Annotated in this window: 27 protein-coding genes and 2 pseudogenes; 13 read left to right on the top strand and 16 right to left on the bottom strand. The window is 71.0% G+C overall.

Going from position 1 to position 26,407, the window contains the following annotated elements; all coding sequences use genetic code 11:
• Nucleotides 1-51: 51 nt before the first annotated feature.
• From KHP12_RS26820 to KHP12_RS26810, 3 genes are all read right to left on the bottom strand, one after another.
• Nucleotides 52-1,083, bottom strand: a complete 1,032-nt coding sequence (locus KHP12_RS26820) for an alanine racemase (protein ID WP_037954641.1) — start codon at nt 1,081-1,083, stop codon at nt 52-54.
• Between the two features lie 66 nt (nt 1,084-1,149).
• Nucleotides 1,150-2,268: a lipid II:glycine glycyltransferase FemX gene (locus tag KHP12_RS26815; protein WP_037954643.1), complete on the bottom strand. Its 1,119-nt coding sequence runs from the start codon at nt 2,266-2,268 to the stop codon at nt 1,150-1,152.
• A 118-nt stretch (nt 2,269-2,386) separates the two neighbouring features.
• Nucleotides 2,387-2,704, bottom strand: coding sequence for a hypothetical protein (locus KHP12_RS26810; protein WP_044572649.1), 318 nt, complete (start codon nt 2,702-2,704; stop codon nt 2,387-2,389).
• Between the two features lie 229 nt (nt 2,705-2,933).
• Between KHP12_RS26810 and rpsF the strand changes: the two genes are divergently transcribed.
• The 4 genes from rpsF to rplI all read left to right on the top strand — a co-directional run bounded on the left by rpsF (nt 2,934) and on the right by rplI (nt 4,682).
• Nucleotides 2,934-3,224: a 30S ribosomal protein S6 gene (gene rpsF, locus KHP12_RS26805; RefSeq protein WP_030827724.1), complete on the top strand. Its 291-nt coding sequence runs from the start codon at nt 2,934-2,936 to the stop codon at nt 3,222-3,224.
• Nucleotides 3,225-3,308: 84 nt separating this feature from the next.
• Nucleotides 3,309-3,896 carry a single-stranded DNA-binding protein gene (locus KHP12_RS26800; RefSeq protein WP_037954647.1) on the top strand — a complete coding sequence of 196 codons (588 nt, stop codon included), beginning with the start codon at nt 3,309-3,311 and terminating at the stop codon, nt 3,894-3,896.
• Nucleotides 3,897-3,981: 85 nt separating this feature from the next.
• Entirely contained in the window at nt 3,982-4,218 is a 237-nt protein-coding gene (gene rpsR, locus KHP12_RS26795) for a 30S ribosomal protein S18 (RefSeq protein ID WP_003978893.1), read from the top strand.
• A gap of 17 nt (nt 4,219-4,235) precedes the next feature.
• A complete protein-coding gene (gene rplI, locus KHP12_RS26790) occupies nt 4,236-4,682 on the top strand; it encodes a 50S ribosomal protein L9 (RefSeq protein ID WP_037954649.1) in 447 nt (148 codons plus the stop codon).
• A 173-nt stretch (nt 4,683-4,855) separates the two neighbouring features.
• Here the strand turns inward: rplI and KHP12_RS26785 are convergent, their stop codons facing one another.
• Nucleotides 4,856-6,196 carry an MATE family efflux transporter gene (locus tag KHP12_RS26785; RefSeq protein ID WP_086879292.1) on the bottom strand — a complete coding sequence of 447 codons (1,341 nt, stop codon included), beginning with the start codon at nt 6,194-6,196 and terminating at the stop codon, nt 4,856-4,858.
• Nucleotides 6,197-6,656: 460 nt separating this feature from the next.
• On the opposite strand from KHP12_RS26785, the gene dnaB reads away from it, so the two are divergent.
• Nucleotides 6,657-8,135, top strand: a complete 1,479-nt coding sequence (gene dnaB / locus KHP12_RS26780; RefSeq protein ID WP_086879291.1) for a replicative DNA helicase — start codon at nt 6,657-6,659, stop codon at nt 8,133-8,135.
• Nucleotides 8,136-8,383: 248 nt separating this feature from the next.
• On the opposite strand, the gene def is transcribed toward dnaB, so the two are convergent.
• The 3 genes from def to KHP12_RS26765 all read right to left on the bottom strand — a co-directional run bounded on the left by def (nt 8,384) and on the right by KHP12_RS26765 (nt 10,003).
• Entirely contained in the window at nt 8,384-9,022 is a 639-nt protein-coding gene (gene def / locus KHP12_RS26775; protein ID WP_107471642.1) for a peptide deformylase, read from the bottom strand.
• 152 nt (nt 9,023-9,174) lie between these two features.
• Nucleotides 9,175-9,513: a thioredoxin gene (gene trxA / locus KHP12_RS26770; protein ID WP_020869999.1), complete on the bottom strand. Its 339-nt coding sequence runs from the start codon at nt 9,511-9,513 to the stop codon at nt 9,175-9,177.
• A 58-nt stretch (nt 9,514-9,571) separates the two neighbouring features.
• Entirely contained in the window at nt 9,572-10,003 is a 432-nt protein-coding gene (locus KHP12_RS26765) for a MerR family transcriptional regulator (RefSeq protein WP_037954660.1), read from the bottom strand.
• Nucleotides 10,004-10,118: 115 nt separating this feature from the next.
• On the opposite strand from KHP12_RS26765, the gene KHP12_RS26760 reads away from it, so the two are divergent.
• Nucleotides 10,119-11,507 carry a serine hydrolase domain-containing protein gene (locus KHP12_RS26760; protein ID WP_086879289.1) on the top strand — a complete coding sequence of 463 codons (1,389 nt, stop codon included), beginning with the start codon at nt 10,119-10,121 and terminating at the stop codon, nt 11,505-11,507.
• Nucleotides 11,508-11,764: 257 nt separating this feature from the next.
• A pseudogene (locus KHP12_RS26755) lies at nt 11,765-13,005 on the top strand (SGNH/GDSL hydrolase family protein).
• A gap of 32 nt (nt 13,006-13,037) precedes the next feature.
• On the opposite strand, the gene KHP12_RS26750 reads toward KHP12_RS26755, so the two are convergent.
• From KHP12_RS26750 to KHP12_RS26740, 3 genes are all read right to left on the bottom strand, one after another.
• On the bottom strand, nt 13,038-13,493 hold the full coding sequence (locus KHP12_RS26750; protein ID WP_086879288.1) for a GNAT family N-acetyltransferase: 456 nt from the start codon (nt 13,491-13,493) through the stop codon (nt 13,038-13,040).
• Between the two features lie 117 nt (nt 13,494-13,610).
• Complete coding sequence (locus tag KHP12_RS26745) at nt 13,611-14,090, bottom strand: MarR family winged helix-turn-helix transcriptional regulator (RefSeq protein ID WP_086879287.1); 480 nt, start codon at nt 14,088-14,090, stop codon at nt 13,611-13,613.
• A 67-nt stretch (nt 14,091-14,157) separates the two neighbouring features.
• Nucleotides 14,158-14,664, bottom strand: a complete 507-nt coding sequence (locus KHP12_RS26740; protein WP_086879286.1) for a DUF2269 domain-containing protein — start codon at nt 14,662-14,664, stop codon at nt 14,158-14,160.
• A 216-nt stretch (nt 14,665-14,880) separates the two neighbouring features.
• On the opposite strand from KHP12_RS26740, the gene KHP12_RS26735 reads away from it, so the two are divergent.
• From KHP12_RS26735 to KHP12_RS52945, 3 genes and pseudogenes are all read left to right on the top strand, one after another.
• Complete coding sequence (locus KHP12_RS26735; protein ID WP_086879285.1) at nt 14,881-15,513, top strand: HAD family hydrolase; 633 nt, start codon at nt 14,881-14,883, stop codon at nt 15,511-15,513.
• Between the two features lie 349 nt (nt 15,514-15,862).
• Nucleotides 15,863-17,419 carry a globin domain-containing protein gene (locus KHP12_RS26730; RefSeq protein WP_210609534.1) on the top strand — a complete coding sequence of 519 codons (1,557 nt, stop codon included), beginning with the start codon at nt 15,863-15,865 and terminating at the stop codon, nt 17,417-17,419.
• Nucleotides 17,420-17,585: 166 nt separating this feature from the next.
• Nucleotides 17,586-18,212: pseudogene (locus KHP12_RS52945) on the top strand (pyridoxamine 5'-phosphate oxidase family protein); the annotation flags it as partial.
• 759 nt (nt 18,213-18,971) lie between these two features.
• Here KHP12_RS52945 and KHP12_RS26720 read toward each other — a convergent pair.
• The 5 genes from KHP12_RS26720 to KHP12_RS26700 form a co-directional block, all read right to left on the bottom strand.
• A complete protein-coding gene (locus KHP12_RS26720; protein ID WP_211833850.1) occupies nt 18,972-19,556 on the bottom strand; it encodes an NUDIX domain-containing protein in 585 nt (194 codons plus the stop codon).
• 42 nt (nt 19,557-19,598) lie between these two features.
• Nucleotides 19,599-20,495, bottom strand: a complete 897-nt coding sequence (locus tag KHP12_RS26715; protein ID WP_086882100.1) for a LysR family transcriptional regulator — start codon at nt 20,493-20,495, stop codon at nt 19,599-19,601.
• A 197-nt stretch (nt 20,496-20,692) separates the two neighbouring features.
• Complete coding sequence (locus KHP12_RS26710; RefSeq protein ID WP_086882099.1) at nt 20,693-21,907, bottom strand: cystathionine gamma-lyase; 1,215 nt, start codon at nt 21,905-21,907, stop codon at nt 20,693-20,695.
• Entirely contained in the window at nt 21,904-22,488 is a 585-nt protein-coding gene (locus tag KHP12_RS26705) for a low molecular weight protein-tyrosine-phosphatase (protein WP_086882103.1), read from the bottom strand. The genes KHP12_RS26710 and KHP12_RS26705 overlap by 4 nt, the downstream gene beginning before the upstream one ends.
• Nucleotides 22,489-22,512: 24 nt before the next feature.
• Nucleotides 22,513-22,893, bottom strand: coding sequence for a phage holin family protein (locus KHP12_RS26700; protein WP_037954680.1), 381 nt, complete (start codon nt 22,891-22,893; stop codon nt 22,513-22,515).
• Nucleotides 22,894-22,970: 77 nt separating this feature from the next.
• Here KHP12_RS26700 and KHP12_RS26695 point away from each other — a divergent pair, with 77 nt between their 5' ends.
• From KHP12_RS26695 to KHP12_RS26685, 3 genes are all read left to right on the top strand, one after another.
• Nucleotides 22,971-23,288, top strand: coding sequence for a cupin domain-containing protein (locus KHP12_RS26695; RefSeq protein ID WP_037954683.1), 318 nt, complete (start codon nt 22,971-22,973; stop codon nt 23,286-23,288).
• A 225-nt stretch (nt 23,289-23,513) separates the two neighbouring features.
• Complete coding sequence (locus tag KHP12_RS26690) at nt 23,514-23,708, top strand: DUF5326 family protein (RefSeq protein WP_037954685.1); 195 nt, start codon at nt 23,514-23,516, stop codon at nt 23,706-23,708.
• Between the two features lie 476 nt (nt 23,709-24,184).
• A complete protein-coding gene (locus KHP12_RS26685) occupies nt 24,185-24,622 on the top strand; it encodes an SsgA family sporulation/cell division regulator (protein ID WP_037954688.1) in 438 nt (145 codons plus the stop codon).
• 152 nt (nt 24,623-24,774) lie between these two features.
• On the opposite strand, the gene KHP12_RS26680 is transcribed toward KHP12_RS26685, so the two are convergent.
• Complete coding sequence (locus tag KHP12_RS26680) at nt 24,775-26,262, bottom strand: YibE/F family protein (RefSeq protein WP_107471763.1); 1,488 nt, start codon at nt 26,260-26,262, stop codon at nt 24,775-24,777.
• Between the last annotated feature and the right edge of the window lie 145 nt (nt 26,263-26,407).

The following is a 26,407-nucleotide window of genomic DNA, read 5'->3' as shown; positions in this document are numbered from 1 at the left end:
CCGGGCCGGAACCTCTCCCGGCGGTGCGGAGCCCCTCCCGGCGGCGTGGGGTCAGCGGTCGAAAAGCCGGTCGAACTGCGTCGTGGTGTGCCGCAGATGCGCCACCAGCTCATCCCCCACCTGGGGCGGCTGGACATCGCTGGGCACGAACAGGATGGACACCTGCATATGCGGCGGCTCGGCGAACCACCGCTGCTTGCCCGCCCACACGAACGGCGAGAGGTTGCGGTTGACGGTCGCCAGACCGGCGCGGGCGACCCCCTTCGCGCGGGGCATCACCCCGTGCAGCGCCTTGGGCGCCTCCAGGCCGACGCCGTGGGAGGTGCCGCCCGCGACCACGACCAGATGGCCGTCGGAGGCGGCCTTCTGCTGGCGGTAGCCGAAGCGGTCGCCCTTCGAGACCCGGGTGACGTCGAGCACCGAGCCCCGGTACTCCGTCGAATCGTGGTCGCCCAGCCACAGCCGGGTGCCGATCCGCGCCCGGAAGCGGGTCTGCGGGAATTGCTGCTGAAGCCGGGCCAATTCCTCGGCCTTGAGGTGGCTGACGAACATGGTGTGCAGCGGCAGCCGCGCCGCCCGCAGCCGGTCCATCCAGGCGATGACCTCCTCGACCGCGTCCAGCCCGTCGGTGCGGTCGAGCGGGAGGTGGATGGCGAACCCCTCCAGCCGGACGTTCTCTATCGCGGCGTGCAGCTTGGGCAGGTCCTCCTCGGTGACGCCGTGCCGCTTCATGCTGCTCATGACCTCGATGACCACGCGCGCGTTCACCAGGCCGTAGACGCCGTCGACCGACGAGACCGAACGGATCACCCGGTCCGGCAGCGGCACCGGCTCCTCACCGCGGCGGAAGGGGGTGAGCACGAGCAGGTCACCGCTGAAGAAGTCCTTCATCCGGGCGGCCTCGTACGTGGTTCCGACCGCGAGGATGTCGCTGCCGAAGCGGGCGGCTTCCTCGGCCAGCCGCTCATGGCCGAAGCCGTAGCCGTTGCCTTTGCAGACCGGGACTATCCCCGGGAACTGCTGGATCACCGTTTGCTGATGCGCCCGCCAGCGAGCGGTGTCGACGTAGAGGGTGAGCGCCATTGACCGGTCCCGGAACCTTTCTCGTAGCCGCGGTGTATTGGAGGTATGGGAGACAGCGAATCGTGGTCAGCGGCGCGACATGTAGATGTCGAGCGCCTTGTGCAGGAGCTTGTTGAGCGGGAAGTCCCACTCGCCGAGGTATTCGGCAGCCTGCCCGCCGGTGCCCACCTTGAACTGGATCAGGCCGAAGAGATGGTCCGTCTCATCGAGGGAGTCGCTGATGCCGCGCAGGTCATAAACGGTCGCGCCCAGCGCGTAGGCGTCGCGGAGCATCCGCCACTGCATCGCGTTCGAGGGCCGGACCTCGCGCTTGTGGTTGGCGGAGGCGCCGTAGGAGTACCAGACATGGCCGCCGACGATCAGCATCGTGGCGGCGGCCACGGCCTCGTTCTCGTGCATCGCGAAGTACAGCCGCATCCGGTTGGGGTCCTCGGTGTTGAGGGCCGTCCACATGCGCTGGAAGTAGCTGAGCGGGCGGGGCCGGAAGTGGTCGCGCTCCGCGGTGATCTCGTAGAGCCGCTGCCACTCGGCCAGATGCTCGTAGCCGCCCTGGACGACCTCGACACCGGCCTTCTCGGCCTTCTTGATGTTGCGGCGCCACAGCTGGTTGAAGCCCTTGTGGACATCCTCCAGGGAGCGGTTCTCCAGCGGCACCTGGAAGACGTACCGCGGCTGGACGTCACCGAAGCCGGCCCCGCCGTCCTCGCCCTGCTGCCAGCCCATGCGCCGCAGCCGCTCGGCCACCTCGAAGGCGCGCGGCTCGATGAAGGTGGCCTCGACATCGCGCAGCCGCTTGACGTCGGGGTTCTGGATGCCGGACTTGATCGCGGCGGAATCCCAGCGGCGGATGATGACCGGCGGGCCCATCTTCACGGAGAAGGCACCCTGCTGCTTCAGATGCGCAAGCATCGGGCGCAGCCAGTCCTCCAGGTTGGGGGCGTACCAGTTGATGACCGGGCCCTCGGGGAGATAGGCGAGATAGCGCTTGATCTTGGGCAGCTGACGGTAGAGGACGAGACCGGCGCCGACGAGCTGACCCGTGGCGTCGAACCAGCCGAGGTTCTCCGAGCGCCACTCCGACTTGACGTCAGCCCATGCAGGCACCTGCATGTGGCTTGCCGCCGGCAGGCTCTGGATGTACGCCAGATGCTGCTCTCGGCTGATCGTCCTCAGGGTCAGGCTCATGTGGGGCGCTCCTCGGCAGGTTTGTCCCCAGGGTCGGGGCTCCGGCTCTCGCGCCGAAGCCTACTGCGACCGGGACACGCCCCGTTCGGGCCCGGGGAGAACCAGGCTCCGGGCGGGCTCAGCCCAGCACGCCGCCGAAGAGCCCGCCATGTGCCATGCCGAGATAGAAGCCGACCCCGGCGGCACCGAGCCCGATGATCAGCAGGAACCGCTCACCGGTGGTCACCGACCTCAGCTGGCCCCAGGCTCCGCTGATCATCCCGATCAGTCCGACCCAGGAGCTGACCAGGTGGAGGTGGGGGAAATGAGCCGTGACAAAGGCGATCACGCCGATCACCACGGTCGCCACGGCGACCGTGTTCTCTACGGGATGCGACTTGCCGTCGGTGTCCAGGAAGGTGAACAAGCCGTGGTGGGATCGTGCTGCCTGTGCCATGGGGCACCTCCAGGTAGGCACATAGAGCAAGGCGGCGAAGTGTTACGCCGCTCACACCCGATGTGTACAGATTGCGGGCCAAGACGCCCGGATTTCAAGCGGGCGGCAGGAGCCGGGTACTGTGTACCGTCCGCGGTGGTGTCTGTACTGACGCCGAAGCGGATACGCATCACGACCCTCCTGCCACGGAACGACCGTGGCCGCTGAGTCCAAAGGAGGTGGGTTCCACATGCGTCACTACGAGGTGATGGTCATCCTCGACCCCGATCTCGAGGAGCGCGCTGTCTCCCCGCTGATCGAGAACTTCCTTTCCGTCGTCCGTGAGGGCAACGGCAAGGTTGAGAAGGTCGACACCTGGGGCCGTCGTCGTCTCTCGTACGAGATCAAGAAGAAGCCCGAGGGCATCTACTCGGTCATCGACTTGCAGGCCGAGCCCGCGGTCGTCAAGGAGCTCGACCGCCAGCTGAACCTGAACGAGTCGGTCCTCCGGACCAAGGTCCTCCGTCCCGAGACCCACTGACCGCATAAAGCGTTCAGCGGTCATCGGGGCCGAATCGCAACGAGTAGCAAGCAGCCCAGCAGTACCCGCCGAGAGGTTCCCCCAATGGCAGGCGAGACCGTCATCACGGTCGTCGGCAATCTCGTCGACGACCCCGAGCTGCGTTTCACCCCGTCCGGTGCGGCGGTCGCGAAGTTCCGCGTCGCGTCCACTCCCCGTACCTTCGACCGGCAGACCAACGAGTGGAAGGACGGCGAGAGCCTCTTCCTCACGTGCTCGGTGTGGCGGCAGGCCGCGGAGAACGTGGCCGAGTCCCTTCAGCGCGGCATGCGCGTCATCGTGCAGGGCCGTCTGAAGCAGCGGTCCTATGAGGACCGCGAGGGGATCAAGCGCACGGTCTATGAGCTGGATGTCGACGAGGTCGGCGCCAGCCTGCGCAACGCCACAGCCAAGGTCACCAAGACCACCGGTCGCGGTGGTCAGGGTGGTTACGGCGGCGGTGGCGGTGGCGGCCAGGGCGGCGGTGGCTGGGGCGGTGGCCCCAGCGGCGGCGGCCAGCAGCAGGGCGGCGGCGCTCCGGCCGACGACCCGTGGGCGACCGGCGCTCCGGCCGGCGGCCAGGGCGGCGGTGGTGGTGGCTGGGGCGGCGGCTCCGGCAACTCCGGGGGCTACTCGGACGAGCCGCCCTTCTAGACCCGAGGCGTTGTTTCACGTGAAACAACGCGCGGTCTGGTCAGGGCGACCAGCACACACTTCTTGATCACACTGGAGAGAGACAATGGCGAAGCCGCCTGCTCGCAAGCCTAAGAAGAAGGTTTGCGTGTTCTGCAAGGAGAAGATCTCCTACGTCGACTACAAGGACACGAACCTGCTGCGGAAGTTCATCTCCGACCGCGGCAAGATCCGTGCCCGCCGGGTCACCGGCAACTGCACCCAGCACCAGCGTGACGTCGCCACGGCCGTGAAGAACAGCCGTGAGATGGCGCTGCTGCCCTACACGTCCACCGCGCGATAAGGGAAGGGGACTGACTCATGAAGATCATCCTCACCCACGAGGTCTCCGGCCTCGGCACTGCCGGTGACGTCGTGGACGTCAAGGACGGTTACGCCCGTAACTACCTGGTCCCGCGTGGTCTGGCGCTCCGCTGGACCAAGGGCGGCGAGAAGGACGTCGAGCAGATCCGCCGCGGTCGTCGCATCCGCGAGATCGCCACGATCGAGCAGGCCAACGAGGTCAAGGCTCAGCTCGAGGGCGTCAAGGTGCGCCTGAAGACCCGTGCCGGCGACGCCGGTCGGCTGTTCGGCTCCGTCACCCCGGCCGACATCGCTTCGGCGATCAAGGACGCGGGTGGCCCGGAGGTGGACAAGCGCCGCATCGAGGTGCAGTCCCCGATCAAGACCCTGGGTGCGCACCAGGTCTCGGTCCGGCTGCACGCCGAGGTTGCCGCCAAGGTCGGCGTCGAGGTCATCGCCGCCTGACGACGGCCGTGACGGTCGCCGCCGGCACCGTGCACAGTGCACCGGAGGGCCGCACCCCTGTTGGGGGTGCGGCCCTCCGCCATGCTGGTCCTCCGCTGCTCGGCCTTCCGCCGTGCCGGCCTTCCGTCCTGTTGCCCTCCCCCGCGCCGGGGGCCGACCGGACGGACATGGGCTCAGCCTCGTACCGCGCCGGTGACGATCCAGCGGCCGGAGCGGGTGCGCAGCCACAGGGTCGCCATCCGGACCGACATCATCAGCGCCATGGTGCACCACAGCGCGGTCAGGCCCCCGCCGAGCGAGGGCACCAGCAGCGCCACCGGGGCGAAGACGGCCAGGGTGGCGATCATCGCCCAGGCCAGATATGGCCCGTCGCCCGCGCCCATCAGTACGCCGTCGAGGACGAAGACCACGCCCGAGACCGGCTGGATGAGGGCCGTGACCAGCAGGGCGGGCAGCAGGGCGTCCCGTACCGCGGAATCGGTGGTGAACAGGGGGATGAACAGCGGCCGGGAGGCGACCACCAGCAGGCCCAGCGCCACGCCCGAGGCGATGCCCCACCGCACCATGCGACGGCAGGCGGCCTGGGCCCCCTCCTCGTCGCCGGCGCCCAGATAGCGTCCGATGATCGCCTGTCCCGCGATGGCGATGGCGTCCAGGGCGAACGCCAGCAGGCTCCACAGGGTGAGCACGATCTGATGGGCGGCGATATCGGTGTCGCCGAGGCGGGCCGCCACGGCCGTCGCGATCAGCATCACGGCGCGCAGCGAGAGCGTACGGATCAGCAGCGGTGCCCCGGCATGGGCACAGGCCCTGATCCCCGCGGCATCGGGCCGCAGCGAGGTGCCATGGCGCCGCGCGCCCCGGATGACCACGGCGAGGTAGACGGCGGCCATGGCGTTCTGGGCGATCACCGTGCCCCAGGCCGAGCCCGCGATGCCAAGCCCGGCCGCATAGACCAGGGTGGCGTTCAGCGCGGCGTTGGCGCCGAAGCCGCCGATGGCGACGTACAGCGGGGTGCGGGTGTCCTGGAGGCCGCGCAGCACACCGGTGGCGGCGAGCACGACCAGCATCGCGGGGATGCCGAGGGTGCTGATCCGCAGATAGGTGATGGCGTAGGGCGCGGCGGTGTCCGAGGCGCCGAAGAGGTCGACCAGGGCGGGGGCGGTGGGAAGGGCCACGGCGATGACGGCGGCGCCGAGCAGCAGGGCCAGCCAGATGCCGTCCATGCCCTGCCGTATCGCTCCGGCGAGGTCGCCCGCGCCGACCCGGCGGGCCACCGCCGCGGTGGTGGCGTAGGCGAGGAAGACGAAGATGTTGACCGCGGTGGTGAGCAGGGCGGCGGCGACGCCCAGACCGGCCAGCTGGGCGGTGCCCAGATGGCCGACGACGGCACTGTCGACCATGACGAAGAGGGGTTCCGCCACGAGTGCGCCGAAGGCGGGAAGCGCGAGTGCGATGATCTCGCGGTCGTGGTGGCGGGGGGTACTCCGCACGCTCGTGGGGGCCTGTGTCATAAGGGCAATGTAATCGTCCACAGGTAAGAGACACAAGCCGCCGTCGGTCCTTACAAGGCGGCGCGCGGGACGATCTTCTCTGCGCCCTTTGTCGTGATCTTGCGCTGGGGGCGGAAGTTTTTCTTCTGCACAGCCACTGGATAGAGAAACCGCAGGTCAGGCGTGGCTTCTCAAGGTGATTGTGTGTTTGTCCACAGCACTGTCCCCCGGCCCGTGCACAGGTTCGCGCGACTTACCCACAGGATGGATCCCATCATCCACATGCCCTGTGGATAACCAAGTTGGCTGGCGGTCCCGACGGGCCTAACGTGGTCCGGCGCCCGCCACCCGATCCGGCCCTGGAAACCCCAGACTTCGATGCGCCGTGTCCGGAAAGCCGGCCGCTCAGTTGTGTCATAGCCGTGCCGTAAGAAGGACGGGCACGGCGAGGTTCGCTTCGCGGACGGGAGGAGGTGGCGGGGTGAGCGTGCCCGAGCCCATGGACGACCCATGGGCGGACTCCGGCCCGTCCGACCGGTTCCCGTCCCCCCGCTTCCGCCGCGGTGAGGGCGGCGGCCGGGGCCGCGACGGCCAGGATCGCGACGGAGGCGGCGGCTCCGCCTGGGAGGGCTCCGGCTTCGAGCGCGTTCCGCCCCAGGACCTCGACGCCGAGCAGTCCGTCCTCGGCGGCATGCTGCTCTCCAAGGACGCCATCGCCGATGTGGTGGAGGTCCTCAAGGGGAATGACTTCTACCGGCCCGCCCATGAGACCGTCTACCAGGCCATCCTGGACCTCTATGCCAAGGGCGAGCCGGCCGACCCGATCACCGTTGCCGCCGAGCTGACCAAGCGCGGCGAGATCGCCCGGGTCGGCGGCGCCTCGTATCTCCACACCCTCGTCCAGTCGGTCCCCACCGCCGCCAACGCGGAGTACTACGCGGAGATCGTCCACGAGCGCGCCGTGCTGCGCCGCCTCGTCGAGGCCGGCACCCGCATCACCCAGATGGGATACGCGGCGGACGGGGACGTCGATGAGATCGTCAACAACGCCCAGGCCGAGATCTACGCCGTCACCGAGCAGCGCACCAGCGAGGACTATCTGCCGCTCGGCGACATCATGGAGGGCGCGCTCGACGAGATCGAGGCGATCGGCTCGCGCAGCGGACAGATGTCCGGCGTGCCCACCGGCTTCACCGACCTGGACTCCCTGACGAACGGGCTGCACCCGGGCCAGATGATCGTCATCGCCGCCCGCCCCGCGATGGGTAAGTCCACCCTGGCCCTCGACTTCGCGCGCGCCTGCTCCATCAAGCACGCCATGCCGAGCGTCATCTTCTCCCTGGAGATGGGCCGCAACGAGATCGCCATGCGTCTGCTCTCCGCCGAGGCCCGAGTGGCGCTCCACCACATGCGCTCCGGCAGCATGACCGACGAGGACTGGACCCGGCTGGCCCGCCGGATGCCGGACGTCTCCCAGGCCCCGCTCTACATCGACGACTCCCCGAACCTGTCGATGATGGAGATCCGCGCCAAGTGCCGCCGCCTCAAGCAGCGCAATGACCTCCAACTGGTCGTCATCGACTACCTCCAGCTGATGCAGTCCGGCGGCGCCCGGCGCCCCGAGAGCCGTCAGCAGGAGGTCTCGGACATGTCGCGAAACCTGAAGCTGCTGGCCAAGGAGCTGGAAGTACCGGTCATCGCGCTCTCCCAGCTCAACCGAGGCCCCGAGCAGCGCACGGACAAGAAGCCGATGGTCTCGGACCTCCGAGAGAGTGGATCCATCGAGCAGGACGCCGACATGGTCATCCTGCTCCACCGCGAGGACGCCTACGAGAAGGAGTCGCCGCGCGCGGGCGAGGCGGACCTGATCGTGGCCAAGCACCGTAACGGCCCGACGGCCACGATCACGGTCGCCTTCCAGGGCCACTACTCCCGCTTCGTGGACATGGCCCAGACCTGACAGCCGCGGTCCGCACGCTTTGCTGGTTCCGCAAAGAACCAACGGGGTGCTCGTCAGTGAGGTCGCCGAGCTGCCGCCGGGGCAGGCGCTCGATGTGGGCTGCTGGATGCCGTCGCGCCCGGGGGCACACTGCTGTTCGCCTCGCCGATCTGAGCCCGCCCCCGCCGGCACCCACCACACCCATGACACCGTGCTGCGAGCGCGACGGCTGCGATGAGCGGTGGCCGGGGCGCGGTGGCCGGGGCCGGTCAGGGCTGGAGCTGGTGGCCCAGGGCCGTCGCCTTCTCCACGCGCCGGGCGAGGACCTCCTCGTGACGGTCCGCCATCTGCCGCAGCGCGTCCTTGCGGTCGCGCTTGGAGAGCCGGTCGATGTAGAGGTGCCCCGAGAGATGGTCCGCCTCGTGCTGTAGACACCGGGCGAAGTAGCCGGTGCCCTCGATCACCAGCGGGTTGCCGTCCTTGTCGACGCCGCGGACCACGGTGCGGTCGGTGCGCGGTACGTCCATCCGCGCGCCCGGTACGGACAGACAGCCCTCGGTCTCCTCGATGAGCAGCCGGTGGGCCGGGTCGGGCTGGTCCAGGACGGGGTTGATGATGTGGCCGATGTGTCGTACGCCGTGGTCGTCGGGGCAGTCGTAGACGAACAGCCGCAGATCGACGTCGACCTGATTGGCGGCCAGCCCGGCGCCGTCCGCGATGTACATGGTGAGGAACATGTCGTCGATGAGGGCGCTCAGCTCGGGCGTGCCGAACTCGGTCACCTCGCGGCAGGAGCGGCGCAGTACCTCCTCACCGACCTCGGTGATCCGGCGCGGGGAGCCGCGCTCGGCCTCGGGAGACAGCGCCGGATAGGAGTCGACGGGTTTCCCCTGCACCAGGACGCGCACCGCTGACCTCACCCTTTCCGCCCCCACTGCCCACCGCCCGATGGCCGCTCACGGCCGCTGAGGCCGCCCCCGCTCATGGTCATGTCCGGCCAACGTAGCAGGGGCGGTTCGGCCGCGGCTCCGGTGCGCGTCAGATCGCGTCAGGTACGGGGTCAGAGCGCCTCGCCGAGCTCCTCCAGCAGCCGCCGCTTGCTGCGGGCCCCGACCAGCGACCGCACCGGCTCGCCCGACCGGAACAGCATCAGGGTCGGCATCGAGAGCACCCCGTACGCGTTGGTGGTGGACGGGTTCTCGTCCACGTCCAGGGACACCACCTTCAGCCGGTGGCCCTCCTCCTGGGCGATCTCCGCCAGCACCGGCGCGATCATCCGGCACGGGGGGCACCACGAGGCGGTGAACTTCACCAGCACCGGCAGCTCGGCCGCCAGCACCTCCTCGGCGAAGGTGGCGTCCGTGACCGTGGCCACTCCCCCGGTGTGTGTCAGTGACATGTCATATCTCCCTTGGCGTCTTGGTCGTGCGTGTGGAGCTGTCGTGGTTACGGCGCGCTCAGGGGCCGGGCGGTGTCAGCTCGCAGCGCGGCTCCGGGGCCCCTTCGGGCGCCGTCGCCGCGGCCTCCAGCTCCGCGCGGGCCCGCTCCGCCTGGACGAGCTGTGTCCCGACCCGCTCCCGGATGGCGCTCAGCCGGGCGATGCACTCGTCCAGCTCGGCGAGCTTGCGCCGGTAGACGTCCAGCGAGGCGGGGCAGGAGTCACCGGCCGGGTGGCCGGAACGCAGGCACTCGACGAACGGACGCGTCTCCTCCAGTTCGAAGCCGAAGTCCCGCAGCGTGCGGATCTGCTGGAGCAGCCGCAAGTCCTCCTCGTCGTACGACCGGTAACCATTGCCGGTGCGGCGCGCGGGCAGCAGCCCGAGCGACTCGTAATAGCGCAGGGTGCGGGTGGTCGTACCCGCCCGTTCGGCCAGCTCTCCGATCCGCATGACCCGACGGTAGACCTTGACCCTGGCGTAAAGGCCAGAGCGCGGTGCGGGGAGGGGGTCCGCGGCCGCCGGCCGATGACTGACCGTTGTCGGACCCTCGCCGTAGAGTGCCGATATGACCACACCCGACGTGGATGAGTTCGCCGAGCCGCTGCCCGCCACGCGCCGTGCCCTGCTGCGGCGCCTTGCCCGCGGCCAGGCCGAGGGCCGTGCCCCGTCCCTGGTGGGGGCCGTGGTGCGGGAGGGTCAGCTGGTGTGGACGGGTGCGCGCGGCTCCGTGGACGGATCCGCACCGGACGCCGACATCCAGTACCGCATCGGCTCCTTGACCAAGACCTTCGTGGCGGTGCTGGTGATGCGGCTGCGCGACGAGGGGCTGCTGGACCTCGGCGATCCGCTGGCCAAGCATCTGGAGGTGCCGGAGGCCGAGGGCGCCACCGTGGCCCAGCTCCTCGCCCACACCTCGGGTCTCGCCGCCGAGGCCCGCGGCCCGTGGTGGGAGCGCACGCCCGGGGCGCTGCGGCCCGAGACCGCCGATATCTTCGGCGAGCGCCCGCTGATCCACCCCGCGGGCCGCCGTCACCACTACTCCAACCCCGGTTTCGCGCTGCTCGGCGCGCTGGTCGAGCGGCTGCGCGGAGCGCCCTGGGGCGAGGTGCTCGCGCATGAGGTGCTGGAGCCGCTGGGGATGGGGCGTACGTCGCTCGAGCCGCGGGCGCCACACGCCGGGGGATGGGCCGTGCACCCCTGGGCGGATGTGCTGCTGCCCGAACCGGCCGAGGACACCGGGCGGATGGGCCCGGCCGGACAGCTCTGGTCGACCGCCGGGGATCTGGCCCGTTTCGCCGCCTTCCTGCTGGACGGGGACGGGCGGGTGCTCGGCGCGGAGTCGCTCGCCGAGATGCGGGCGCCCGCCGTCGCCCCCGAGGCGGGGGACTGGGACGGCGGCTATGGCCTGGGGACGCAGCTCGTCCGGCACGGCGGGCGGTTCCTTTACGGCCACACCGGCTCCATGCCCGGCTTCCTGGCCTCGCTGTGGGTGAGCGCCGAGGACCGGCTGGCCGGGATCGCGCTGGCCAACACCACCTCGGGGCCGGCGATCGGCGCCATCGCCGCCGACCTCATACGGATCGTGGCGGAGCACGAGCCCCGTATCCCCGAGCCCTGGCGGCCGCTGACCGAGGCCGATCCGGCACTGCTGGCGCTGACCGGCCCCTGGTACTGGGGCCCGCGCGCCTACCACCTGCGGCTGCGCGCGGACCGCGGACTGGAGCTGTCCCCGGCCACCGGGGGAGGCCGGGCCTCCCGCTTCAGGGCCGAGCCGGACGGCACCTGGACGGGGCTCGACGGGTATTACGCGGGGGAGACGCTGCGGGTGGTCGAAGGGGAGGGCGGTGCCCCGGCCCATCTGGACCTCGGCACCTTCGTGTTCACCCGGGAGCCCTACGCCCCGGGAGACGTGGTGCCCGGCGGGGTCGACCCGGAGGGCTGGCGCGCGCTCTGAGGGGAGGTGGCGCGCACTCTGAGGAGAGGTGGCGGGCGGGAGCGGGGTGCCGCGTCCGGCGGAGTGTTCCGGCGGGGTGCTGAGGATCCGGCGGCCCTAGCCTGACCCTGCCGGTGGTACGCACGGCTGGGGTCTGGGTCGGCGGTCCGGCGGGCGGCAGGTTGGTCTCCGGTCCCATCCGCCCCTCCCCCAGGAGCCCCGCCGTGCGCTCGTCCACGCTTCGTCTCAGCGCCTCCCTGCTAGCCCTCACCAGCGTCATGGCCGCCTCCGTGGGCGCCTCCGGGACGGCCACCGCCCGGTCCGGCGGCCCGGCGGCCGGCCGTGACCGGCCGGGGACCGTCTGGTCGGCCGGGTGGGCCGCCCCCGTGCAGCGCCCCAGCTCGGGCTTCGAGAAGAACTGGGCCGAGACCGGCTTCGCCGAGCGCACCGCCCAGACCCTGCGTCAGGTCGTCCGGGTCACCGGCGGCGGCACGGCCGCCCGGATCAGGCTGTCGAACCGCTATGGCACCACCCCGCTGCGGATCGCGGGCGCGACCATCGCCCGTAGCGCGCACGGCGCCGCCGTCCATGGCGCGAGCCTGCGCACGCTGACCTTCGGGCACCGGCGTTCGGTGGAGATCGGGGCGGGCGGGGAGACGGTGAGCGACGCGGCCCCGCTGCGCGTGGCGGCCCGTCAGCCGGTCACGGTCACGCTGTACTTCGACGCCCGACCGGCCCCGCCACCTTCCACGCCCAGGCGTACGGCCGCAGCTTCCGCGCGGACGGCGACCACCGCGCCGACCGTGCCGGGGCGGCCTTCACCGAGACCACCCACTCCTGGTACTACCTCTCGGATGTCGAGGTCACCGGCGGCCCCCGGCGGCCGGGGGCGGTGGTGGCCTTCGGCGACTCGATCACCGACGGCTTCGGCTCGACCTACGACGCCGACCACCGCTGGCCGGACCTGCTGGCCGGGCGCCTCGCGGCAGCGGGCACCCCGCGCCCCGTCCTCAACTCCGGGATCGGCGGCAATCTGCTGCTGCACGACTCGGCCTGGTACGGGGACCGGGCGGGCGCCCGCTTCCGGCGCGATGTCCTGGACAAGCCGGGCGTACGGTCGGTGATCCTGCTCGAGGGGCTCAACGACATCGGCTTCAGCGAGGTCGAGCTGCCCACCTACAAGCCCAATCCACAGGTGTCGGCCGATGAGGTGATCGCCGGTTACCGGGAGCTGATCGCTCTCGCCCACACCCGTGGGATCAAGGTCATCGGCGGGACGATCCTCCCGTTCAAGGGCGCCGAGTACCACACCCCGCGCTCCGAGGCGAAGCGCACCGCGATCAACGAGTGGATCCGCACCTCGGGCCCCTTCGACGCGGTCGTCGACTTCGCGGAGGTCATGGCCGCGCCGTCCGATCCGCTGCGGCTGAACCCGGCGTACGACTCGGGCGACTTCAAGCACCCGAACGACGCGGGCTACCGGCGGATGGCCGAGGCCGTCGACCTCGCGACCCTGTGAGGCCGCCGACGGGGAGGTGAGACCGGGGCAGTTCAGGCCAGCGGCAGTTTGAAGCCGATGTGGCTGGCCTCGAAGCCGAGCCGCTCGTAGAAGCGGTGGGCGTCGATACGGGTCGTGTCCGAGGTGAGCTGCACCAGCGCGCACCCCTCGCGGCGCGACTCCTCGACGGCCCATTCGATCAGCTGGGTGCCGAGCCCGCCGCCGCGCTCCTCGGAGTGGATCCGGACGCCTTCGATGATCGAGCGCGTGGCGCCGCGCCGCGACAGCCCGGGGATCACGGTCAGCTGGAGGGTGCCGACGGTGCGGCCCTCCCGGACCGCGACGACCAGCCGCTGCTGGGGATCCGAGTCCAGCCGCTCGAAGGCGGCGCGGTACGGGGCCAGGTCGTCCGGGGACTCCCGGCCGGCGCCGAGCGGGTCGTCCGCCAGCAGGGCCACGATCGCCGGGATGTCATCGACGGTCGCGCGCCGTATCTCGAAGTCGCTCATGCGGTGGAGCCTACGCCGGGGCCCGCGAGCCCCGGACGGCGGCGACGGGCCCACGGGCCACCGGGGCTCAGCACGTTCCGGGATCAGCGCGTCCGGCCCATCAGCACGTGGTGCCCGTCAGCACGTGGTGCCGGTCAGCCCCTCCACAGCGGCGACGAGGGGCGCCAGCTCCGGCCGCCGGGCGGCCTCGGTGAGGGCCTCGCGCAGCGCGGTGTCATGCGTCGGCCGCGCCTCCTCCAGGAGCTTCAGCCCCTCGTCGCTGACGTTGGTGTAGATGCCGCGGCGGTCGCCGGGGCAGATGTAGCGGGCGAGCAGACCGCGGTCCTCAAGCCGGGTGACCAGCCGGGTCGTGGCGCTCTGGCTGAGTACGACGGAGTCGGCGAGCTGCTTCATCTGTAGATGTCCGCCGTCGCCGTCGTGCTGCCCGCTGAGTACGTTGAGCACGGAGAATTCGCGGACGCTCAGATCGTGCCTGGCCTGCAACGCACGCTCGATATGCGTCTCTATCCGGCCGTGCAGGGAGGACAGGGCGCACCAGCCCTGGGCCAGGGCCTGTTCTGCGGGCGGGGCGACGGCGCCGTGCGGTTCGTCCGGCATGGAACCCCTCCTTGGTGGGTGAGCGGATTCCAGGATAGTCCAGGGATGAAAAAGACCGCGTATGCAATTATCGGCGCTTTGTCGCCCGCAGTCGCCGTCCCCGGGCGGTCAGCCCCCAGGGCTTGATCACCGAGATCGCGGTGAGAAAGGTATAGACGCCCAGGCTGACCGACGGCGCCAGGATCAGATCCGTCGTCGCCCCGACCGCCCGCCCCGCCACCACATCGGCCATCGCGGAGTCGATCCGGGCGCGCAGGGCGAACGCCGTGGCGGCGGTGGTGATCATCGTCAGCCAGAACTTCACATACACCCACCGGTGGCGCGCCAGCCCCCAGGGCGTCCCCAGCGACAGCACGGTCCCGCTGACCAGCGACAGCAGGCTGATCGGGATCAGCAGCCAGTCGCCCAGCACATTCATGGACCGGTAGGCCGCCCCGGCCTCATCGGCCGAGCCGGCCGTGGCCCCGGTGATCCCCAGAGCCAGCACCCCGAGGGTCAGCCCGAGCCACCCGACGGAGACGACGACATGAACGACGAGGAGGCCCCGGCGCGCGGGGCGGGTGAGTTGCCGCATGCCCTCACCGTGGCGGCGCCGCGGCCCCCGGGGCGTCTGACGGCGGAAGTATCCGCGCGTACTCCCGGCGGCGCGGGCGAACCGGTGCGGCTCCGGGCCGGTGCTACGGCTCCGGGCCGGTGCTACGGCTCCGGGTCGGCGCTACGGCTCCGGGCCGGGCCGTCGGCGCGGGGCCGGGGCGGTGATGGCCGGAAGGTGCATCTACGCTCAGCCGGTATGACCAGACTGCATCTGTTCGATCTGGACGGGACGCTCATCCACGGCTCGGCCGCCGCGATCGAGATCTCCCGGCAGCTCGGTCTGGAGCGGGAGATCGCGGCGCTGGAGCGGGCGTTCGCGGGCGGGGAGCTGACGACGGCCCAGTTCGCGGAGCGGGCCTGTGCGCTGTGGGAGGCGCTGACGGAGGAGCATGTGGCGGCGGCGTTCGAGGGGGCGCCGTGGCTGGCCGGGATCCGTGAGGTGTGGGCGGACATCCGGGCGCGGGGCGAGCGCTGTGCGGTGATTTCGCTCTCGCCGGGCTTCTTCGTGTCGCGGCTGCTGGAGTGGGGCGCGGACGCCACGTACGGCTCGACGTGGCCCGCCGTGCCGTTCCGGGAGCCGGTGGATCCGGCGGGCATCCTGACCCCGGCCGCGAAGGTCCGGATCGCCGATGAACTCTGTACGAAGTTCGGCTTGACCAGGGATCACTGTGTGGCCTACGGGGATTCCCTCTCGGACGCCGAACTGTTCACCGTGGTGCCGGTCTCGGTCGCCGTGAACGCCGACCACCATGTGAGCGAAATCGCATCCCACGCCTATGCCGGTCGTGATCTCCGAGAGGCTTACGAATTGATGGGTAACCGCACGTAACTATCGGTAATTACATGAGTTGGTGGGTGTAACAGATGTGGGGTACTTGGGGCTTGTGAATTCATCCGGGGCCGGTAGGGTCGGGTCCGGTTCCGTGCGGCATGCTGTAACGGGGTCAGAACGGGCATCCCAGGCCAACCAGCATAACGGGAACACAACTCCCGTTTCCCGGACTTCGGGCTATGCGCCCGGCGCGGGGAACGAGCATGGCATGCTGCCCGGAAGAGTCGCAGAGAAGGTCGGCACGACCATTCTCGCTTGAACCAGTGCACCAGGACGGGGAATTGCGGGCACATTCCGGCAGCGGAAGTGCGAAGACCGACAGAAAGATGTTCGAGGCGAGGCAACCATGGACGCTCCGACCACCACATCGTCGGCCGGAAGCGACGGCTCCGGCGGAAACAGTGGCGACTGGGGCTGGTTCACCCCGAGCAGGAAACCGGCCGACGACCGCAGGTCCCCGGACCAGCAGAGCGAAGAGCGCGCGCCCAGCCGCCCGGTGAACCCGATACGGCCGGTCGGCACCGAAGCCGACCGCCGTGCGCCCGCGGAGCCGGCCCCCGCGCCCGGCCCGGGAGCGGGCGACCGCCGTACGGACCGCCGTACGGACGACCGCCGCCCGGACGACCGCCGGGCCCCCGGCCCCGCGGGGCACGGCCCTGCCGCCCCCGGCCCCGCCGCCCGCGGGCGCGAGGAGCATCAGCGCCCCGACGAGGTCGCCCCGGCCCCGCAGGACGTCCGGCCCGGCCCCGACTCGCCGTTCGCCGTCCCCGAGACCGCCTCGCCCGACGCGATCCTGCTGCGCCGCACCATGGCCGAGGTCGAGCCCATCAGCGACAAAGTCACCTCGTACTTCTACGCGCTGCTCTTCGTCCAGCACCCCGAGCTGCGGCCGCTCTTCCCCGCCGCGATGGACGCCCAGCGCGACCGGCTGTTCAAGGCGATCCTCACCGCCGCCCGGCTCATCGACGACCCCGACATCCTCACCGAGTTCCTCTCCCGGCTCGGCCGCGGCCACCGTAAGTACGGCACCCAGCCCGAGCACTACCCCGCCGTCGGCGAGTGCCTGATCGGCGCGCTCACCCGCTACGCCGTCACCACCTGGAACGACGAGGCCGAGGCCGCCTGGGTGCGGGCCTACACCGCGATCTCCCAGATCATGATCGACTCGGCCGCCGAGGACGAGCTGATCGCCCCCGCGTGGTGGCAGGCCGAGGTAGTCGGGCATGAGCTGCGCACCCACGACATCGCCGTGATCACCGTCCGCCCGGACCAGCCGTACCCCTTTCTGGCGGGCCAGTACACCTCACTGGAAACGCCCTGGTGGCCGCGGGTCTGGCGGCACTATTCATTCGCCGCCGCGCCACGCTCCGACGGGCTGCTCTCCTTCCATGTGAAGGCCGTCCCGGCCGGATGGGTGTCCTCCGCGCTGGTGCACCGGGCCCGCCCCGGCGATGTGATCCGCCTCGGGCCCCCCGCCGGTTCCATGACGGTCGACCACGCCAGCGACAACGGGCTGCTCTGCCTCGGCGGCGGCACCGGTATCGCGCCGATCAAGGCGCTGGTCGAGGACGTCGCCGACCACGGCCGCCACCGTCCGGTCGAGGTCTTCTACGGCGCCCGCAACGATCACGATCTGTACGACATCGACACCATGCTGCGGCTGGCCCAGAAGCATCCGTGGCTCGCGGTCCGTCCCGTCGTCTCCGACGGCCCGACCAACGGCCTCAGCGGTCGGCTGCCCGACGCCGTGCGGCAGTACGGCCCGTGGAACGCGTTCGACGCCTATCTCTCCGGGCCGCCCGGGATGATCCGCAGCGGTGTCGACGCCCTGATGGGCATCGGCATTCCGTCGCACCGCATCCGGCACGACTCCATCGAGGAGCTCGCCGCGGCCGCGGAATAGGACGTGGACACGGACGGCACACGACGAAACACCAACACTAGGCAGGCATTCCGGCGATTCCGGACGGCGAATCAGGACGGGGACGAGAACCGTGGACAGTGCGGAGCACCTGGACGACCGCGCGTGGCGTCCCGGGAGCGACGGAGAACACCATCTACAGCGGCGACTGGGCACCGTCGGCCGCGCCGACCGCTTCTACGACGATCAGGTGCTGGATCACCTGAATGTCCGGATGCGGGAGTTCATCGAGCGCCAGGAAATGTTCTTCCTGGCCACCTCCGACCGGCACGGGGAGTGCGACAGCACGTTCCGGGCCGGTCCGCCCGGCTTTCTGAGAGTGCTCGACACGCGCACGCTGGCCTATCCCGAATACCGGGGAAACGGCGTCCTGGCCAGCCTCGGCAATATCCAGGAGAACCCCCACCTGGGCATTCTCATGGTCGACTTCTTCCGGGACCGGATCGGGCTGCATGTGAACGGCCGGGCCCGGGTGGTGGAGGACGCCGAGATGCGCGCGGCACACCACGGGCTGCCGGTGGACCCGGTGCCGGGGCGGCGCGCGGTGGTGTGGGTCGAGGTGACCGTCGAGGAGGCGTACATCCACTGCGCCAAGCACATTCCGCACCTCCAGAAGGTCCCGGCGCAGCGGCGCACGGGCGGTGGCGACGCCGCCCGGCGCCGGGGGCCCTCCGGTGACCAGGCCCTCGAGCACGACCGGGAGCGGGACTGGGGGACGGACGACGTCAAGCGGAAGGGCGGCGACTTCTTCGGCGCCGCGGCGGAGGCCCGCGAGGGCCGCAGGGTCCCGCCCGCTTCGTCCGTCTCTCCTGCGCCGCCTGCTCCGTTCGCCCCTCCTGCCCCGCCCGCTCCGTTCGCCCCTCCTGCCCCGCCCGCTCCGGCTGCCCCTCCTGCTCCGCCCGCTCCGGCTGCCCCGCCCGTCTCACGGCCCTCCTGGGCGGTGGACCTGCCGGGCCAGGCCGCCCGGCCTCTTCCGGCCGCTCAGGCCGAGCTGGAGGTCTCGGTCCCCCAGGCTCCGGCTGCCCCGGCTGCCCCGGACCCTCAGCCCCTGACAGACTCGGACACTCAGGTTCTGGCCATCCCGCCGGCCCCGCCCACATCACCGGTCTCGTGGCCGGTGGGCCTGCCTGCCCAGACCGCCCCGACGGCCCCGGCTGCTCAAGGCGCCCTGGGTGCCCTGAGCCCTCGGGCTCCGGCCGCCGAACCGGCGCCACAGCCCCAGCCGATCGCGCGGCCCGAACCGGCGGCGCAAGCCGACGCGGTGGCCGACCCCGCTCCGCGGGCCGCTGAGCCCTCCGTTGTGCGTGATCTCACTCCGGCCATCCGGCCGCCGGTCCGGCCCGACGCGGGGCCCGAGGACTGGCGGGAGGAGGCCGAGCGGGTGCTGGCCGAGGCGCGTCAGCGGGCGGCCCGGAAGACCCAGCAGCCGTTCAGCGGCTGGTTCCGTTAGGTCCTGCCCCGATAGAGGTCAGCGATAGAGGTCAACCCTGTCGGCCCTGTTCGCGATGATCCGTCCGGCAGGGCTTCGCCTCGCTCAGCCGAGGTCGTCCGCGAGCAGGGCCAGCACGCCCTCGATGTTGGCGTCGAGATACGCCCGCAGCGAGGGCGGCACCACCTCGACCGAGGCGATCCCCTCGCGGGTGAACGGGACGCTCACCACCTCGTACTCCCCGCACGGCTCGTCCACCTCCGGGCCGTGCCGCCGGGTGAGGTCCATCGAGGCGAGTCTGCACACGAAGAAGTGCTGCACCTTCACACCGGCACCGGCACCGGCACCGGCACCGGCACCGGCACCGGCACCGGCACCGGCACCGGCACCGGCACCGGTCGGGCCCACACCCCCAGCACCCGCTGCGCCCTCAGCGCTCCCATCGGGATGCGGGACGGTGTCGACGAAGGCGGGCACCACATCCGTCACCTTCGCGCCCAGCTCCTCGTCCACCTCGCGGTACAGGGCCTCGACGACGGTCGCGTCCTCGGGCTCCATTCCGCCGCCCGGAGTGATCCAGTACGGCGCCTGGCCGGGCTTGGTGCGCTTGATCAGGATCATGCGGGGCGCGGTGTCACCCTCGAGGAGAATGGCGCGGGCGGTGCGCTTGACCACGGGTCGTTCGGTCATGCAGGACATCTGCCGCACCCGTGGTCCCGCGAAACCACTTACTCACCAATCGACAGCCGCGCGCAACAGCCACTCGTGCGCCCGCGCGATATGCGGCAGCGTGAGTGCCCCGGTCCGCACCACCAGGAAATAGGTGCGCAGTGGCGGCACCGGCGGGTTGAGCAGCGCCACCACCTCCCCGGCGTCCAGCGCGTCCATGCACAGATAGCGCGGCAGAACGCCGAGCCCCGCGCCCTGCGCGACGCAGGCGAGCACCGCGCGCAGATCGGGCGCGATGATCGTGCCGGCAGTGACCGGCCGGGTGTCGAAGACGGCCGACCAGTAGCGGGTGACCAGCGGCAGGCTCTCGTGCACCTCGACGACGGGCAGCGCCTCCAGCGCCCGTACGCCCTTGACCTGGAGCACCGCTGGGCCGCCGAGCCGGGCGGCCCAGCGCGGGGCCGCGACCAGCACATGCTCCTCGTCGCACAGCGGGGTGGCGGCCAGCAGCCGCCCCCGGGGCCGGGCGGTGGTGATGGCCAGCTCGTGATGGCCGGCGCCCAGCCCCTCGAACAGCTCCTCGGCGCTGCCGAAGGCGCAGCGCACCGCCAGCCCCTGGGTGACCAGGGTGGTCAGCGCGGGCAGAACGCGCAGCGCGGTGAACTCCGGAGGGCCCGCGAGATGCAGGGTGCGCAGCGCCGAGCGGTCGTCCAGACCCGCCTCGGCGATCTCCACCAGGGCGTCGAGATGCGGCGCGGCCTTGTGGGCGAGTTCGTCCCCGACGGTGGTGGGGACGACGCCGCGCGCCGTACGGAGGAACAGGGGGCGGCCGAGCTGCCGCTCCAGGGTGCGTATCTGGCCGGTGACGGCGGGCTGGGAGAGCCCGAGCAGTCCGGCGGCGCGGGTGAAGGACCCGGCGCGGTGAACCGCGACAAAGGTGCGTAAGAGGGCCAGATCCATGCGGTTCCCCTCGCCTCGTCGAGCCCCGAACGCATGCCAACTATAAATATGCCGATAGGTCCATGTCGCTACTGTGATTGGACACTGACGCTGAGTCAACTAGCCTTGTTCGAGCGGTTCTCCACGAGAAGAACCGGGGCGTCTCAAGCCACGAGGGGGGAGGCTTGAGACGCCCGCACAGGCGTACCCGCCCGCTTTCAGTCACCCGCCCCGGTGCTTGCCGTGCCCGTCCCCGTGTCCGTGCCCGTACCCGATGACGTGTCCGTGTCGGAAGCCGTGGCGGATGCCGTGTCGAGCGCCCGCAGCACATCGGCGATCAGGTCGTCCGCGTCCTCCGCGCCCACCGAGAACCGGATGAAGCCCTCGGGCACCGCGTCGCCGCCCCACCGTCCGCGTCGTTCGGCCGTGGAGCGCACCCCGCCGAAGCTGGTGGCGTCGTCCACCAGCCGCAGCGCGGTCAGAAAGCGCTCCGCGTGGTCCTTGTCCGGCAGAGTGAAGGAGACCACACAGCCGAAGCGCCCGCCGCGCATCTGCCCGGCCGCCACCCGGTGGGAGGGATCGGTCGGCAGACCGGGGTGGCGCAGCCCGGTGACCTCGGGGCGGTCGCGCAGCGCCCCGGCGAGGTCCAGGGCGGTCGCCGCCTGGCGGTCGACGCGCAGCTGGAGGGTGGCCAGGGAGCGGTGGGCGAGCCATGCCTCCATGGGGCCGGGGATCGCGCCCACTGTCTTGCGCCAGGCCCGCACCTCCGCGGCGAGCCGTGGATCGCGGCAGGTCACATAGCCGAGCAGCACATCGCCATGGCCGGTGAGCGCCTTGGTGCCGCTCGCCACGGCGAAGTCCGCGCCGAGCTCCAGCGGGCGCTGGCCGAGCGGGGTGGCGAGGGTGTTGTCGACGGCGACCAGCGCGCCCCGGGCGTGCGCGGCCTCGGCGAGCCGGCGGATGTCGCAGACGTCCAGTCCGGGATTGGACGGTGTTTCCAGCCACAGCAGCTTCGTCCGCTCGCCCAGGGCGTCCAGGGGGGCCAGCTGGGCGTCCTCGCCGGTCGGGGCGGTGCGCACGGTGACCCCGTAGCCCGTCAGCCGCTCGATCAGCGCCGGGAGCAGCTGATAGCCGTCGGACGGCAGGACGGCCGCGTCGCCCTGGCGCAGCTGGGACAGCAGTACGGCCGAGATCGCGCCCATCCCGGACGAGAAGACGACCGTCTCGGCGTCGGTGCCCGGCGACTCCAGCTCGCTGATCGCCCGCTCCAGCAGGGACCAGGTGGGGTTGGCGTCCCGGCCGTAGGTGTAGGGGCCGACGGCGTCGCCGGGGAGGTGGTAGTGGGCGGCGAAGACCGGGCCCGGCAGCGTCGGCTCGTACGCCTCGGCCTCGGGCAGTCCGGCCCGTACGGTGCGGGTGCCGTCGCCGGTCATGCGGATTCCTTCCCCGCGTCCGGGCCGTCGGCGGCCGACGCGTTCTCGACGGTGGCGCTCTCCGAGGCCTTCCCCGAGGCGTCGATGGCCTCGGCGACCGCGTCCAGCAGCCCGCCGCTCGCGGCCTCGATCATCTCCAGGCACTCCTCGAAGTCGTCCAGCCCGCCGAAGTAGGGGTCCGGCACATCGAGGCCGCCCAGCGCGTCGTGGTCCGCGTCCGGGTCGTAACTCCGCAGCAGCCGCACCTTCGCTGCGTCGTGCGGGGTCGGTGCGAGCGCGCGCAGCTCGTGCAGATGGCCGCTGTCCAGGGCGATCACCAGATCGAGGCGATCGAACCACTCGGCCCGGAACTGGCGCGCGATGTGATCCTGTTCATAGTCATGGGCGGTCAGTACGTCGATGGCTCGGCGGTCGGCCCCGTCGCCCTCGTGCCAGGGCCCGGTGCCCGCGCTGTCCACCTCGAGGCGGCCGTCCAGCCCGGCCTCCACGGCATGGGCGCGGAAGACGGACTCGGCCATCGGCGAGCGGCATATGTTGCCGGTGCAGACAAAGCAGACGCGGTAGGGCGACGGGTCTCTCATGCCTTCCATCATCTCCGGCCGTGATCAGTCCTTGTCATCGGGCAGCACGACATGCAGGGCCCACGCGACTATGGAGACGATCAGGCCACCGAGCACCGCCGTGCCGAAGCCGTCGACCTCGAAGCTCAGGTCCAGCTTTCCGGCCAGCCACGAGGTCAACAACAGCATCAGTGCGTTGATCACCAGCGTGATCAGCCCGAGGGTCAGGATGAACAGCGGGAAGGCCAGCAGCTTGACGACCGGCTTGACCACCACGTTCACCACGCCGAAGACCAGTGCCACGAGAATGAGGGAGAGCGCTTGGCGGCCGGTGTTGTCACCGGTCAGCGTGATGTCCTTGAGTAGCCAGATGGCGACGCCGAGGGCGCCGGCGTTCGCGATCGTCTTGACGAGAAAATTCTTCATGGTTGAGATCGTCGCAGACAGGCCCCGGCGCAGGCAGGGGCACCGTAGGCATGGGTCAGGCAGGGGTGGAGAGGCGAATGAAGGCGTTCCGGCTGGATGAGCTGGAGGCGGAGCGGGCCGCGAACGACGGCGCGTATCTACAGTTCCTGCGGGAGCGGAACATGTCCGTGGGGCTGTACGCGCTGAACGCGGGCCAGGCCGACCCGCAGTCGCCGCACGGTCAGGACGAGGTGTACGTCGTGATGAGCGGCCGGGCGTCGGTCACGGTGGGCATGGAGACGACACAGGTGGCGCGGGGCAGTGTGGTGTACGTCCCGGCGGGCACGGCGCACAAGTTCCACCACATCACCGAGGATCTGAGGGTGCTGGTGGTGTTCTCGCCGCCGGAGGGCTGAGACCGTCCCGGGGCTTGATGCCGCCGGTGCCGGCGAGCTGATCCCGGTCGACGGCTTGTCCATCGCGGAGCCGATGTGTGGCCGGCCGGTCCCGTAGGGGTCCGGTCAGGGGAGGACGGGGGGCGCGGGCCGCCCGCGCGCCGCCGTCCCGTCCTAGCATCGACGGCAGGGAAGACCGGCCGTCGGCGTCCGGACCCACGGCTCGGAGAGAAAGCAGGGAGTCACGTGACCACGAAGGGGATATTCCAGGGCTTGCCGTGGTGGGTGACCTGGATCGCGATACCGGTCCTCGTCCTCGCCGTGTTCGGTGGCCTGATCATGAGCGTGATCGGGTTCGTGGTGGGCCTCGTCTTCAAGGCGCTGCTGCTGGTGGTGCTGATCGCCGGGCTGATCTACGTCGTGCGGAAGTTCACTTCCTGACCCGCCGCGCGGCGCCCGCCGCGTCACCCAGGCCTGACGCGTCACCCAGGCCTGACGCGTCACCCAGGCCTGACGCGTCACCCAGGGCCTGACGCGTCCCCGCAGGCCCTGCGGGACCCTTCCGCGCGCGGATACGCCGCGCGAGGGATACCGCCGGGGCGGGAGCACCGCCCGGCGCCACCCCTGCCGTTACAGTGCGAGTCCTCGGCGTTCTTCCTTCGGCGTCCGCCTCGCAACAACCCCCCGGGGGTGCCTGTTGACGACAGCGATCTTCGATACGGCCGGTGCGCCGGCCCCGATCTCCCGCCCACCGGGCCCGCGCCGTCCGCGCCGCCCGGCCCCACGGGTCTCCGCACGGCAACACTGGCCATTTTCGTTCCCTCACACGAGGCAAACCGACTCCGCACCGCAATCGAGTCGCTACGCTCCAGAGTCGGCGAAGCGCAAACAACCCGGGGCGGCGAACGATGCGTGAGATGCGTGACACAGTTCAGGCGGAAGTGACCATGACCTTCCTGGTCTCGCAGGATCTCTCCTTCCGGATCCCGGTCGAGCTGTCCTACGACAGCAGCGACCCCTATGCCGTCGAGATCACCTTCCATTTGCCCGGTGACGCGCCGGTGAGCTGGGCCTTCGCGCGGGAGCTGCTGCTGGACGGGTTGAGCAAACCCACCGGCGAGGGGGATGTGCGGATCGCCCCCGCCTCCCCCGAGGGGCTTTCGGACGTCTTCATCAGACTCCAAGTGGGTTGTGAACGGGCTCTGTTCCGGGCCGGGGCCGCTCCGCTGGTGGCCTTCCTCGACCGAACGGACCGGGTGGTGCCTTTCGGCCAGGAGCCGGCGGCCTGTGACCCGGTCGGCGACCTCGACGCCGAGCTCCACCGCATCCTGGCCGAGGACCGGTACGCGGGCTGAGAGCCGGATGCGCGGCGGGCCAGGGCCCGGTGTTGTGTCACGGCCGAGCTGACGGGCGGCGTGCCCGTCGCCTCGGCGCCCCGTGGTCTCAGCGCCCCGCCTGCTCGGCGCTCCGTCGTCTCAGAGCACTGCCGGCTCGGCGCCCCGCCGTCTCAGCGCCCCTTCGCCCGGCGGCGCCGCCCGCGTCCGCCCCGGCCGGTCCGGGCCGCCTGTGGAGCCTGGGCCGCCTGTGGAGCCTGGGCCGCCTGTGGCGCCTTGGCGCCGCTCGCGTCGGCCACCCGCTCCGCGCCGCCGTCCACCGCCGGGGTGCGGTCCGCGGAGACCACGAGCACCGCCAGCGCGGTGGTCACCGGCACCGAGGCGACGAGCCCGATGCTGCCCACCAGCGTCCGTACGATCTCCTCCGCGACGATCTCGCTCGTGGCGACCGTGCCCACCCCGCTGTCCGCGACGGAGAACAGCAGCAGCAGTGGAAGCGACGCGCCCGCGTACGCCAGCACCAGGGTGTTCACGACGGAGGCGATGTGGTCCCGCCCGATCCGCATCGCCGCCCCGTAGAGCTTGCGCCGGGGCGTGGTCGGATCCGCGTCCCTCAGCTCCCACACCGCCGAGGTCTGGGTGACCGTCACATCGTCCAGCACGCCCAGCGACCCGATGATCACGCCCGCGAGCAGCAGCCCTCGTATCTCGATGTTCGGATAGAGGCCGTGCACCAGCCCGGTCTGGTCGTCCGTGTTGCCGGTCAGGCTCGCCCAGCCGATGAACAGCGAGCCCAGCACCCCGATCAGCAGCAGTGACACCAGTGTGCCGAGCACGGCGACCGATGTACGCGCCGTCAGCCCATGGCACATGTACAGCGCGAGAAGCATGATCGCGCTGCCCCCGACGACCGCGACCACCAGCGGATTGGAACCCTGGAGTATCGCCGGGAGGATGAACAGCGTCAGCACTCCGAAGCTGATCGCCAGCGCCACCAGCGCGAACACCCCGCGCAGCCGCCCCACCACCACGACGGCGAGCGCGAACAGCCCCGCCAGCAGCGCCATCGGCATCGACCGGTCGACGTCGGACACGGAGTACTGGAGTTCCTTGGGCGCCTTGGGGGCGTACGCCAGCTTCAGCTCCTGCCCGGCGCTGAAGTGGCGCGAGGCGTTGGGCTGGACGATTTCGGGGAAGGTGCGGCCCTTGTCCTTGCCCGACGTGACCTCGATCGTGGCCTTCTCGCAGACGCTCTTCTTCCCGCCCTGCCCGGAGGGCCCGGAGCTCCCGCCCTGCCCGGGGGCGCCGTTCTGGGCGGCGCCGTCCTGGCCGGGCTCGGTGGGCGCCTGCGGCTGGGCGTTCACATCGGCGCAGTTCACCTCCTCGATCTTCACCACCCGTCCGGCCACGGTCGTCTGGTCGAAGCCGAGACCGCTGCGGCCGTGCGCCTTGTGGTCGGGCGTGCCGCCCGGCCAGAGCACGATCAGACCGGCCACGACGGCGACGGTGAACGGGATGAGCACCGCCGCGATGATCTTGCGGAGGCGCGCGGAGACGGGGGTGGCGGGGCCATGGCCATGGGAATGTCCGTGGCTGTGGTCCTGTGCCTGCTCGGAGGGGTGAGGCTGCTCGGGCGGGTGGTCCTGCTGGATGGCGGTCACGGTCGCATCATCGCAAGAGACGTGGGCCCCCTGTTCAGCGCTGTGGATAAACCGTTAGCGTGGTGACGAACCTTTGCAATCGCGGGAGCTCGGAGCACCGGGCTGAGAGGGCGCTGACGCTGATGGCTGCGCCGACCGCTGAACC

Origin of the sequence: Streptomyces asiaticus, assembly GCF_018138715.1 — a bacterium.
In the GTDB taxonomy this organism is placed as follows: Bacteria; Actinomycetota; Actinomycetes; order Streptomycetales; family Streptomycetaceae; genus Streptomyces; species Streptomyces asiaticus.
The sequence above is the reverse complement of the archived record's forward strand: the minus strand, read 5'-3'. Positions and strand labels throughout refer to the sequence as shown.

What these genes read in the sequence shown, in the direction of transcription:
- KHP12_RS26820 (WP_037954641.1), bottom strand. Translation starts at nt 1,083, where the DNA reads ATGGCGCTCACCCTCTACGTCGACACCGCTCGCTGGCGGGCGCATCAG.
- KHP12_RS26815 (WP_037954643.1), bottom strand. Translation starts at nt 2,268, where the DNA reads ATGAGCCTGACCCTGAGGACGATCAGCCGAGAGCAGCATCTGGCGTAC.
- KHP12_RS26810 (WP_044572649.1), bottom strand. Translation starts at nt 2,704, where the DNA reads ATGGCACAGGCAGCACGATCCCACCACGGCTTGTTCACCTTCCTGGAC.
- rpsF (WP_030827724.1), top strand. Translation starts at nt 2,934, where the DNA reads ATGCGTCACTACGAGGTGATGGTCATCCTCGACCCCGATCTCGAGGAG.
- KHP12_RS26800 (WP_037954647.1), top strand. Translation starts at nt 3,309, where the DNA reads ATGGCAGGCGAGACCGTCATCACGGTCGTCGGCAATCTCGTCGACGAC.
- rpsR (WP_003978893.1), top strand. Translation starts at nt 3,982, where the DNA reads ATGGCGAAGCCGCCTGCTCGCAAGCCTAAGAAGAAGGTTTGCGTGTTC.
- rplI (WP_037954649.1), top strand. Translation starts at nt 4,236, where the DNA reads ATGAAGATCATCCTCACCCACGAGGTCTCCGGCCTCGGCACTGCCGGT.
- KHP12_RS26785 (WP_086879292.1), bottom strand. Translation starts at nt 6,196, where the DNA reads ATGACACAGGCCCCCACGAGCGTGCGGAGTACCCCCCGCCACCACGAC.
- trxA (WP_020869999.1), bottom strand. Translation starts at nt 9,513, where the DNA reads ATGTCACTGACACACACCGGGGGAGTGGCCACGGTCACGGACGCCACC.
- KHP12_RS26765 (WP_037954660.1), bottom strand. Translation starts at nt 10,003, where the DNA reads ATGCGGATCGGAGAGCTGGCCGAACGGGCGGGTACGACCACCCGCACC.
- KHP12_RS26760 (WP_086879289.1), top strand. Translation starts at nt 10,119, where the DNA reads ATGACCACACCCGACGTGGATGAGTTCGCCGAGCCGCTGCCCGCCACG.
- KHP12_RS26750 (WP_086879288.1), bottom strand. Translation starts at nt 13,493, where the DNA reads ATGAGCGACTTCGAGATACGGCGCGCGACCGTCGATGACATCCCGGCG.
- KHP12_RS26745 (WP_086879287.1), bottom strand. Translation starts at nt 14,090, where the DNA reads ATGCCGGACGAACCGCACGGCGCCGTCGCCCCGCCCGCAGAACAGGCC.
- KHP12_RS26740 (WP_086879286.1), bottom strand. Translation starts at nt 14,664, where the DNA reads ATGCGGCAACTCACCCGCCCCGCGCGCCGGGGCCTCCTCGTCGTTCAT.
- KHP12_RS26735 (WP_086879285.1), top strand. Translation starts at nt 14,881, where the DNA reads ATGACCAGACTGCATCTGTTCGATCTGGACGGGACGCTCATCCACGGC.
- KHP12_RS26730 (WP_210609534.1), top strand. Translation starts at nt 15,863, where the DNA reads ATGGACGCTCCGACCACCACATCGTCGGCCGGAAGCGACGGCTCCGGC.
- KHP12_RS26720 (WP_211833850.1), bottom strand. Translation starts at nt 19,556, where the DNA reads ATGACCGAACGACCCGTGGTCAAGCGCACCGCCCGCGCCATTCTCCTC.
- KHP12_RS26715 (WP_086882100.1), bottom strand. Translation starts at nt 20,495, where the DNA reads ATGGATCTGGCCCTCTTACGCACCTTTGTCGCGGTTCACCGCGCCGGG.
- KHP12_RS26710 (WP_086882099.1), bottom strand. Translation starts at nt 21,907, where the DNA reads ATGACCGGCGACGGCACCCGCACCGTACGGGCCGGACTGCCCGAGGCC.
- KHP12_RS26705 (WP_086882103.1), bottom strand. Translation starts at nt 22,488, where the DNA reads ATGAGAGACCCGTCGCCCTACCGCGTCTGCTTTGTCTGCACCGGCAAC.
- KHP12_RS26700 (WP_037954680.1), bottom strand. Translation starts at nt 22,893, where the DNA reads ATGAAGAATTTTCTCGTCAAGACGATCGCGAACGCCGGCGCCCTCGGC.
- KHP12_RS26695 (WP_037954683.1), top strand. Translation starts at nt 22,971, where the DNA reads ATGAAGGCGTTCCGGCTGGATGAGCTGGAGGCGGAGCGGGCCGCGAAC.
- KHP12_RS26685 (WP_037954688.1), top strand. Translation starts at nt 24,185, where the DNA reads ATGCGTGACACAGTTCAGGCGGAAGTGACCATGACCTTCCTGGTCTCG.